Below are 9454 nucleotides of genomic sequence, written 5' to 3'. Positions count from 1 at the left end.
CACGTCGATGTCGATCGGCGTGGAGCTGTGGACCCGGGCCACCCGCGACAACCCGGTCTACTACGTGCAGTACGTCGCTTCCGCGCCGGATGCCTACGCCAGGCGCGATCACCTTGACGTGGTTAGTGATTGAGCACTAACCTTCTTCCATGGTCAGGATGAGCGCAGAGGAGAGGCGCGAGAGCGTCATCCGCGCGGCGATAGCCGAGTTCGCGCAGAAGGGCTACTACGGCACCTCCACCGAGGCGATCGCCAAGCGTGTGGGCGTCTCGCAGCCGTATCTCTTCCGGCTCTTCCCGAGCAAGAAGGCGATCTTCGCCGCCGCCGCACGCCGGTGCATCGAGGACGCGCGTCGGGTCTTCGAGAAGGCCGCCGAGGGGCTGAACGGCGAGGAAGCCCTGCACGCCATGGCGAACGCGTACACGCGGCTGATCGCGGAGCACCCCGAGAACCTCCAGATGCAGATGCAGACATACCTCACCGTCGCGGCCGTCGAGGCGGAAGGCGACCACGAGTTCGGCGAAGCGGTCCGCGCCGGATGGATGAAGCTCTGGGAGACGGTCCACCTGCCGCTGGGCGCCGACGCGAGCGACACCACAACGTTCATGGCGTACGGGATGCTGGTCAACACCCTCGCGGCCATGGGGTTCCCGCCCGAGCACTCGGTCTGGCAGGGGATGTACCCGTCGGCCCGACTCAAGGGCCGGCCGGAGAAGTAACGAAGCAGGGGCGGAAGCCGTCTTCGGCGGCCTTTTCGTGCCCTCCAAAGTTAGTAAGCGATAACTAGCAATCGAATGCTGGGGGAGCGATGTCGCAGCAACAGGCAGTACGACGCGGGGGAGCAGCCTGGGCCCTCGTGATCACCGGTGTCGCCGGATTCATGGCGGCCCTCGACAACCTCGTCGTCACCACCGCACTGCCCTCCATCCGCGAGGACCTCGGAGGCGCACTGGACGACCTGGAGTGGACCGTCAGCGCGTACACGCTCACCTTCGCGGTCCTGCTCATGTTCGGCGCGGCCCTCGGCGACCGGTTCGGCCGTCGGCGGCTCTTCCTCGCCGGGCTCGGCCTCTTCACCGCCGCCTCCGCCGCCGCGGCCATGGCACCCGGTATCGACTCCCTGATCGCGGCCCGCGCGGCACAGGGCGTCGGCGCGGCCATCATGATGCCGCTCACCCTGACCCTGCTGACCGCCGCCGTTCCGGTCGAGAAACGCGGAATGGCGTACGGGATCTGGGGCGCCGTCAACGGACTCGCGGTCGCCTCCGGGCCCCTCATCGGCGGCACCCTCACCGAACACGTGTCCTGGCACTGGATCTTCTGGCTGAACGTCCCCCTGGGCCTCGCCGTGATGCCGCTCGCCCGCCTCCGCCTCGCCGAGTCGTACGGCAGCGCCGCCCCGCTCGACATCTCCGGCACCCTGCTCGTCAGCGGCGGTCTCTTCGGGATCGTGTACGGGCTGGTACGCGGCCCGGCCGACGGCTGGACCAGCCCCCTCGTGCTGATCGGCCTGTTCGCAGGCACCGCACTGCTGGCCGGATTCGTCCACCACGGCATCCGCCACCAGAACCCCATGCTCCCCATGCGGCTCTTCCGCTCCCGCGCCTTCGCCGGGATCAATGCCGCGAGCACGCTGATGTTCCTGGGGATGTTCGGCTCGATCTTTCTGCTCAGCCAGTACCTGCAGGGCGTGCTGGGGTACTCGCCGACCCAGGCGGGCCTGCGGATGCTGCCCTGGACGGGTATGCCCATGCTGATCGCGCCGGTCGCCGGATACCTCTCCGACCGCATCGGCGGACGTCCGGTCGTCGCCGCCGGGCTCTTCCTCCAGGCCGCCGGGCTCACCTACTACGCCGTCGTGGTCGCCACCGACGCCTCGTACACGGCCCAGCTACCCGCACTGATCACCAGCGGCATCGGAATGTCCCTCTACTTCGCCCCGGCCTCCGATCTGGTCATGTCCAGCGTCCGAGCCGAGGAGCAGGGCATCGCGTCCGGCGCGAACAACGCCCTGCGCGAGGTCGGCGGAGCACTCGGCATCGCGGTCATGTCGTCGATCTTCGCGGCCCAGGGCGGCTACGAGACCGCACAACGCTTCGTGGACGGACTGCGGCCGGCGCTGGTGGTGGGGGCCGCCATGGTGGCCCTGGCCGGAGTCGCGGCCCTGTTGACCCCGGCCCTGCGGCGCACCGCAGGGGACCCGGCCGAGGCCCGGCGGGCCCCGGCTCTGGAGACGGTGTCCAGATTCGATAATGTTCATTATGTCAAGTTGAGCGGGTGAGGCCCTCCCTCGCCGGGCCGCACCCGTCGCCACCCACCGGGCAGCGGATCGGATGGCGGGCGTTGTTTCCTGGCAGCCCGGGCCCGTACCGTCGCACGGTGGACGGACGACGCAAGGTCATCGTGGCGGGGCTCGGGGTTTTCGCCGCTGAGCTGATCACCGGTGTCTGGTACCCGGTGCTGGTCTACGTCGCCTGCCTCGCGAGCATGTTCATCCTGGTCGGCGCGGCCGCGACTCTGGGCGTGCGGCGCAACCGGCGGCCCTGGGCGACGCTCCTGGTCGACGAGCGCGACCGCAGCTTTCGCACGCCGGTGTACGCCAACAACCTGCTTTTCGGCCTGGCCGTCCTGCAGTTGGCCGGGTTCTGCCTGGTGGGCATCCACGAGACCGGGGCCGGCCTCGTCGCCGGGCTGCTCTTCACCGGCATGCTCGCCCTGACCTGGCGGGCGCTGTGGCGAGGTGCCGGGTTGACCCTACGGCCGAGCGGGATCGAAGCCGGCAAGGTGGCCGGGGCGCTGATCATCCCCTGGGAGGCGCTCGCTCCGGAACGGCCGGTCCGCGGCGACAACCCGTTGCTGCTCAAGCTGTCCTACGCTCGGCCTGAGCTGGTCACCATGACCGGATGGACACCGGTACGCGACGAGGTCGTCTTCGAGGACGGCGATCCGGACCTCGTGGCCCGGGCGATCGCCACGTACGCCGCGGAGCCGGGCCGCCGGCACGCGATCGGCACTCTCGCCGAACTCGAACGCCTGGCGGCAGGCATACCCGTGCGGCGACGAGGCTGGATCCGGGAGTCCGTCGAACCGGCGCCGACCCGTACGACCGTGCGGCGCGTGATCATGGGGCTGCTCCTGTTCGGCGGCAGCGTCGCCGTCGCCAACGTAGCCGATCGGCAGAGCTGGGCGAACCTGCTCGGCGGCCTGATCGGCGCGACCGGAATGGGCCAGCTCTATTGGGCGGTCGCCGGATGGCGGGCGGCTCGCCGAGCCCGGTGCGGCGCAACCGGGCCTGCGTGAGGCCGGCCGCTGAAAGGCGATCACGCCACCACGCTCCCTTCACCCCAGAATGACCCGAACGCGAAAATCATGCATAATATCCCTTATGCATGACAAACCGGACGAGTTGGTTGGGCGGTTGATCGAGGACTTCCTGACCGCCCGGGCCACTCGCAAGCCCTCCCCCCACACCCTCGCGGCGTACCGGCGGGACCTGCTCACGGTCGCCCAGCTCGTGGCCGAGGACGCCGCCCCTCCCCTCCCTTTCGACGAACTGGTGATCACCGCCCTCTCCCCCAGGGTCATGCGGGCGGCGTTCGCCCGGTTCGCCGCCCCGCGCGCCGCCGCCTCCGTCCACCGCGCCTGGTCCACCTGGAACAGCTTCTTCACGTTCCTGGTCGCCGAGGGTGTCATACCGGGGAATCCGATGCCGGCGGTGGGACGGCCTCGCGCGCCGCTCCCCCAGCCCAAGCCGCTGCGCGGCGAGGACACCCCGGAGGAGTTGCTGGCCGCGGTCGCCCGTGCGGAGGGCCGGCAGCGCGACCCGTGGCCGGAGCGCGACCTGGTGGTGCTGGCGCTGGCGCTCTGTGCGGGGCTGCGCCTGTCCGAGTTGCTGGCGTTGCGGGTGGCGTCGCTGGCCGGGCGCGCCGGCGAGCGGCGGGTGGACGTGGCCGGCAAGGGTGGGCGGCCGCGGACGGTGCCGATCGAGGCGGGCGTGGACCGGGTGCTGCTGGATTTCCTCGACAGCCGCCGTCGCCGGTTCGGGGCGCGCAGCGTGCGGCCGGACTCGCCGCTGTTGGTGGATCGGCGGGGTGAGCCGCTGCGCCGGGGTGGTCTGCAGTATCTGGTGGAGTCCTGTTACCGGCGGGCGGGCATTGGTGACCGGGTGCCTCGGGGGGCGCGGCTGCACGCGTTGCGGCACACGTTCGCGACCCGGTTGGCCGAGGACGGGGCGAGCGCGGCGGAGATCATGCGGTTGTTGGGGCATGCGTCGTTGGCGTCGTCGCAGACGTACATCGAGGTGACGGCGGGTCAGCAGCGGGCGGCGGTGCGGTCGAATCGGACGAATCAGGCGTTGACGGATCTGGTGGGGCCGGCTCGTTGACGGTGGGGCTTCCCGGAACTTGCATCCTCGGTCGGTGGCTCGCTGTCACACTCTGAGAGTGCGCGATCGCTGGCAGGGTCGAGGGGCGAGCAGCGGCCGGATGTGACCCGTCCGGCCGTCTTGTCGCGCTGAGCCGGGGTGGCGCTGGGGGCTGGGGTCGCGGTGGGTGAGCGCCGGCTGTCGCGGGCTGGGCGCGGGGGGCGTTCCTCGGCGGGTTCCGGCGGGTTTGGGTTCCGGTCACTTGGTCCGGGCTTGGTGTCGGGGGCGGCGGACACTGATCCGACCACGGTGGCGACGTTGGTCGTGGTCGGGGCGAGCACGATGTTCGGCTTGGCGTGGCTGACCTTGTTGATCATGCCGGCGCTGGTGGTGGTGCAGGTTCTGGCCACGCGGGTGGGTGTGCTGTCGGGGCGTGATCTTCAGCGGGCGGTGCGTGACGGGTACGGCCGGTTGGTGAGTGTGCTGTTGCTGGTCTCCATTCTGGCGGTGAACGTGGTGACGATCGCCGCGGATGTGGCTGCCGGGGCGACGGCGATCGGTCTGCTGGTCGGGAGCCAGTCGCGTTGGTTGATTCCCGCTTTCGCCGCGGGGGTGCTTGTTCTGCTGCTGTTGGGCAAGTACGACGAGGTTGAGCGGGTGTTGAAGGTGGTGTTGCTGGGGCTGCTGGCGTATGGGGCGGCGGCGGTGTTGGCGCGGCCGGACTGGCGGGCGGTGGCGTGGGGCAGCCTGGTGCCGAGGGTGCCGTTCACTCGGGAGCACGTGGCCGGGATGTTGGCGATCCTGGGTACCACGTTGACCAGCTACATGTATGTGTGGCAGACGGTGGGGCAGGTCGAGGATCGGTGTTCTCGGCAGAATCTCAGGTTTCGGCAGTTCGACGCGGTGGTGGGCGCCGGTCTGGCCGCGGTGGTGTTCTGGTGCATCCTGGTGGCCAGCGGCGCCACTCTCGGTGAGCACCATCAGCAGGTCGAAACGGCTGAGCAGGCCGCGCAGGCGCTTCGGCCGTTGGCGGGGCCGTTGGCGGGTGCGATGTTCGCCGGGGGGTTGTTGGCGTCCGCGGTCATCGCTGTGCCGGTGATCGCGGCCAGCGGTGGGTATGTGACTGCCAGTGCTTTTGGTTGGCCGCGTGGGCTGAGTCGTACGCCTCGTCAGGCGTCCCGGTTTTATGCGGTGATCGTCGCGCAGGCGCTGGCCGGCGTCGTGCTGGCCATGACGGGTATCGGTCCGATCCGTCTGCTGTTCGTGGCGAGCCTGATCGGTGGTATCGCGACTCCGTTGGGGCTGGTCCTGCTGGTGTTGGCGGCGGGGAATCCTGAGTTGGTCGGGTCGACGCGGCTTCATGTGGGTCTGCGGGTGGGGGGTTGGGTGGTTGCGGTGGTGGTCGCTGCGATCAGCGTGATTTTCTTGGCCCAGCAGGCGCATCTGCTTCCGGGGTGAGTGCGGCGGCGCTGGTGAACATGGGCCGGTTGGCGTTGGGGTTGCCATGTACGCCGGCGGGGATCGGGGCGTTGTTGGCGTTCCATGGGGTGCCGGTGGCGGGGCGGGAGGTGGTGGTCCTGGGTCGGGGTGCCACGTTGGGGCGGCCGTTGGCGATGTTGTTGGCGCGGAAGCGGGCGACGGCGAGCGGTGACGGTGGTGCGCACCGGGGTGGCGGACTGGCCGCGGTGTACGCGGCGGGGGTGCCGGGGATTGTGTGCCCGGGAGCGGTGGTGGTCGGTGGCGGGGTGGGTGTCCGGGTTGGGTTGAGCCGGGTCAGGTCAGCTTCTCGGCCCTGAAGGGCCAAGCTTGCAGATCATGGTCGGTGCTGGGTGCATCGGTCACGCCGCGTTTGGCAGGCTGACGGCTGCCCAGTCCGTGGCACCGCGTGCGGCGATGTTGCGGGCTGCGTTCACGTCGGCGTGTTCAGCGAAGCCGCACGACGTGCATCGGAAGGTGGCTTGGTTGGGGCGGTTGGCCTTGGCGATGTGTCCGCAGGCGCAGCAGCCCTGCGAGGTGCACGCCGGGTCGACGTGGACGAGCGCTATCCCGGCCCGGCCCGCCTTGTAGGCGATGAACTGGCCAAGCTGGTGGAATGCCCAGGTGTGCAGGGTGACCCGCTGGGGCCGTCGGAGCCGTACCCGGTCGCGGATGCCCGTGAGGTTTTCCAGGGCGATCCCGCGGCCGGTGCGTTCGGCCTCGGTCGCGGTGACGCACCCGGTTCAAGCGTTTGCCGGAGTGTCGGGTGCCGTCGTTGGTGGTGGCGATGTTCGCGATGCCCAGGTCGACACCGAGGAACCCGTCAGGGTCTTTCACCTCGACGTCCGGGATGTCGCGGGTGGCGTACAGGAACCATTTTCCGTCGCGGTGCACCAGGTCAGACTCGCCTCTGCGGTGGGCGGCGAGGGTGGCGTACTGCTGCTGCGAGCAACCGAACCGAACCCGGTTCAACCGGCCACCAACCGCCCAAATCGACACGGTCCGGTCGACAATCCGCCACGACAGACACCTGTCATCGAACGGCTGGGCGGCATCCCGGCGAAAGCCAACCGGCTTTCCCTCAGCCTTGCGGCGGCGCTTCGATCCCGGTCTGCCGAGGTTGCCGGCCCGGATGTTGGCTTTCAGGGTGGCGTACGCGCCGGCGACCTTACGGGCGACGTGGATCGCCGGCTGAGCCGACAAGCCCATGTCTTTCAACTGCCCGTAGGTGAGCCGCTGCAACGCCTGCTTGCCGAACACCCGTAACCGATACGCCTCGACGGAAGCGACGTTCGCGGCCTCATTGCACAGATCCAGCGTCGCCCGCAACGCCGCCTCCTGGGCGACGTCCGGGTACAGCCGAACCTGCACCACATTTCTACGTCCACAGTCTACCCTTTTGTCTATGTCACCACGATGGACCCCGGACCCGGATGTTCGCCGAGGTCGCAGTGTCATCTACAACCTGCATGCACACCTTGTCTTTGTCACCAAATACCGGCGTGACGTGCTCAACGACGCCATGCTCACCCGGTGCGGTCAGATCATGGCCGACGTGTGCGCCAAGCTCGGCGCGGAACTGCGGGAGTTCAACGGCGAAGACGACCACGTCCACCTGCTCGTGCACTACCCGCCGAAACTGCCGATCTCCACCCTGGTCAACCGACTCAAGGGCGTCTCCGCGCACTACCTGCGGCAGGAGTTCACCGGCCGGATCAACCAGCACATCATGCACGGCCACCTGTGGTCCCCGTCGTACTTCGCCGGGTCATGCGGCGGCGCACCCCTCGCCGTCATCCGCGAGTACATCGAAAACCAGAAACGTCCCCGCGCGTGACGCGATTCCTCCCGGCCCTGAAGCTGAAGGGCCGGGATTCCTGGGGCTGTCTCGCTAACGGCTCTGTCTCACATTCGGTGGTGACCGAAGGTAGTCGATGTCGTTGAGATCATGTGTGCAAGATCGGTGATCTTACGAAGATGGTCTTCTCGGGGCTGCTGCCGCTGGTGATCGACGACGTGACGGACGAGGGCGAACGGATCCTGGTGCGGGCTCGGACTCCCGAGGGGCCGGTGGCCTGCCCGGGCTGCGCGGCCGTGACGGGCCGGGTGCACGGGTATCACCAGCGGACCCTCGCGGACGTGCCGGTCGATGCCCGGCCGGTGGTGGTCCGGGTGCGCATACGTCGTTTGGTATGCCCGACCCAGGGCTGCCGTCGAACGTTCCGGGAACAACTGCCCGGGGTCCTGAACCGCTACCAGCGCCGCACCCCTCGGCTGATCTCCCAGGTCGGTGCGGTGGTGCGGCAGTTGGCCGGCCGCGCCGGCGCGCGGATGTTGTCGGCCTTGGCGGTGGTCGTGTCCCGGCACACCGCCCTGCGGGCGCTGCTGCGCCTGCCGTTGCCCGAGCGGCTGGTGCCCCGGGTGCTTGGGGTGGACGACTTCGCGTTGCGGCGACGTCAGCGATACGCCACCGTCCTGATCGACGCGGTCACCCGTGAGCGCATCGATGTGCTGCCCGACCGCAAGGCCGCAACGCTGGAAACGTGGCTGCGTGAGCATCCCGGTGTCGAGGTGGTATGTCGGGACTCCTCCGGCGCCTACGCCGAAGCGGTCCGCCGCGCCCTGCCCGAGGCGTTGCAGGTCGCGGACCGCTGGCATCTGTGGCACAACCTCGCCGAGGCCGTCCGCAAAGAGGTCACCGCGCACAGCTCATGCTGGGCCACCGCTGGGCCGCCGCCGCAGGAGGGCAAGCGGGCTGTGACCACGCGGCAGCGGTGGCAGCAGGTCCACGACCTGCTCGACAAGGGCGTTGGCCTGCTGGAATGCGCCCGCCGGCTTAATCTCGGCCTCAACACCGTCAAACGGTACGCCCGGATCAGCGAACCCGAACGCCTGGTCCGCGCACCGCAGTACCGGCCCACCCTCGTCGACCCCTACCGCGACCACCTGCGCCGGCGCCGGGAACAAGACCCCGCCGTCGGCGCCACCCAACTCCTGGCGGAGATCAGGGAACTGGGCTACACCGGCAGCCTCAACCTGCTCTACCGCTACATCACCCAAGGCCGGGTCGAAGCTGACCGCCCGGCTCTGTCGCCCAGGCGTCTGACCCGCTACCTCCTGACCGCACCTGACCAGCTCAAAGAACATCAGCGGACGCTCGTCGACGCTCTCACCGGTGCCTGTCCACAGATGACTGCGCTGGCCGGCTTCATCGGCTCGTTCGCCGCGCTACTCACGCCCGCAGGCGGCAACGATGACCGTTTCACCACATGGATCGCCGAGGTCAAGGCCACGGACCTGCCCCACCTACACACGTTCACCCGCGGCCTCGGCCTTGACCGCGACGCCGTCAACGCCGCCCTGACCTACTCCTTCCACAACGGCGGCACCGAAGGCGTCAACACCAAAACCAAACTGATCAAGCGACAGATGTACGGACGCGCGGGCTTCGCTCTCCTGCGCCATCGAATCCTGCTCGGCTAGCCAGCACCCTCCGTCACCACCGAATGTGAGACAGAGCCTCGCTAACGGTGTTTCCGGCGATCTTGGTTAGTAGGTTTCAGCGGCTGGGAAGCGGTCGCTGAAGGTGATGGCGAAGGCGTTCAACGCGGGTTT

At 69.0% G+C, this 9454-nt stretch carries 8 protein-coding genes and 1 pseudogene; 8 read left to right on the top strand and 1 reads right to left on the bottom strand.

The genetic code is table 11. The features are described 5' to 3' along the window. Window positions 1-158 precede the first annotated feature (158 nt). The 6 genes and pseudogenes from ABZ671_RS31920 to ABZ671_RS31895 form a co-directional block, all read left to right on the top strand. Entirely contained in the window at window positions 159-719 is a 561-nt protein-coding gene (locus ABZ671_RS31920) for a helix-turn-helix domain-containing protein (protein WP_357865068.1), read from the top strand. 137 nt (window positions 720-856) lie between these two features. Next, complete coding sequence (locus ABZ671_RS31915; RefSeq protein ID WP_357865066.1) at window positions 857-2281, top strand: DHA2 family efflux MFS transporter permease subunit; 1425 nt, start codon at window positions 857-859, stop codon at window positions 2279-2281. Window positions 2282-2379: 98 nt separating this feature from the next. Beyond that, a complete protein-coding gene (locus ABZ671_RS31910) occupies window positions 2380-3300 on the top strand; it encodes a hypothetical protein (RefSeq protein WP_357865064.1) in 921 nt (306 codons plus the stop codon). An 85-nt stretch (window positions 3301-3385) separates the two neighbouring features. Next, window positions 3386-4384 (top strand): tyrosine-type recombinase/integrase, encoded by a 999-nt coding sequence (locus ABZ671_RS31905; protein ID WP_357865063.1) that lies wholly within the window; start codon window positions 3386-3388, stop codon window positions 4382-4384. Between the two features lie 288 nt (window positions 4385-4672). Continuing rightward, the gene (locus ABZ671_RS31900; protein ID WP_357865061.1) at window positions 4673-5821 is read left to right on the top strand and encodes a divalent metal cation transporter; all 1149 of its coding nucleotides are present in this window, start codon (window positions 4673-4675) and stop codon (window positions 5819-5821) included. Between the two features lie 14 nt (window positions 5822-5835). Then, window positions 5836-6111 (top strand): annotated as a pseudogene (locus tag ABZ671_RS31895) (bifunctional 5,10-methylenetetrahydrofolate dehydrogenase/5,10-methenyltetrahydrofolate cyclohydrolase); the annotation flags it as partial. A gap of 90 nt (window positions 6112-6201) precedes the next feature. Here ABZ671_RS31895 and ABZ671_RS31890 read toward each other — a convergent pair. Continuing rightward, the gene (locus tag ABZ671_RS31890; protein WP_357865070.1) at window positions 6202-6513 is read right to left on the bottom strand and encodes a transposase; all 312 of its coding nucleotides are present in this window, start codon (window positions 6511-6513) and stop codon (window positions 6202-6204) included. A 731-nt stretch (window positions 6514-7244) separates the two neighbouring features. On the opposite strand from ABZ671_RS31890, the gene tnpA reads away from it, so the two are divergent. Then, window positions 7245-7676 (top strand): IS200/IS605 family transposase, encoded by a 432-nt coding sequence (gene tnpA / locus ABZ671_RS31885; protein ID WP_357865060.1) that lies wholly within the window; start codon window positions 7245-7247, stop codon window positions 7674-7676. 140 nt (window positions 7677-7816) lie between these two features. Continuing rightward, window positions 7817-9322 (top strand): ISL3 family transposase, encoded by a 1506-nt coding sequence (locus ABZ671_RS31880; protein WP_357865058.1) that lies wholly within the window; start codon window positions 7817-7819, stop codon window positions 9320-9322. The last annotated feature ends 132 nt before the right edge of the window (window positions 9323-9454 follow it).

Source organism: Micromonospora sp. NPDC006766 (assembly GCF_040636055.1).
GTDB lineage: Bacteria > Actinomycetota > Actinomycetes > Mycobacteriales > Micromonosporaceae > Micromonospora.
The sequence above is the reverse complement of the archived record's forward strand: the minus strand, read 5'-3'. Positions and strand labels throughout refer to the sequence as shown.

Excerpts from the sequence above, each read along its gene's own strand:
- ABZ671_RS31905 (WP_357865063.1), top strand. The coding sequence starts at position 3,386 with ATGCATGACAAACCGGACGAGTTGGTTGGGCGGTTGATCGAGGACTTC.
- ABZ671_RS31920 (WP_357865068.1), top strand. The coding sequence starts at position 159 with ATGAGCGCAGAGGAGAGGCGCGAGAGCGTCATCCGCGCGGCGATAGCC.
- tnpA (WP_357865060.1), top strand. The coding sequence starts at position 7,245 with ATGTCACCACGATGGACCCCGGACCCGGATGTTCGCCGAGGTCGCAGT.
- ABZ671_RS31880 (WP_357865058.1), top strand. The coding sequence starts at position 7,817 with ATGGTCTTCTCGGGGCTGCTGCCGCTGGTGATCGACGACGTGACGGAC.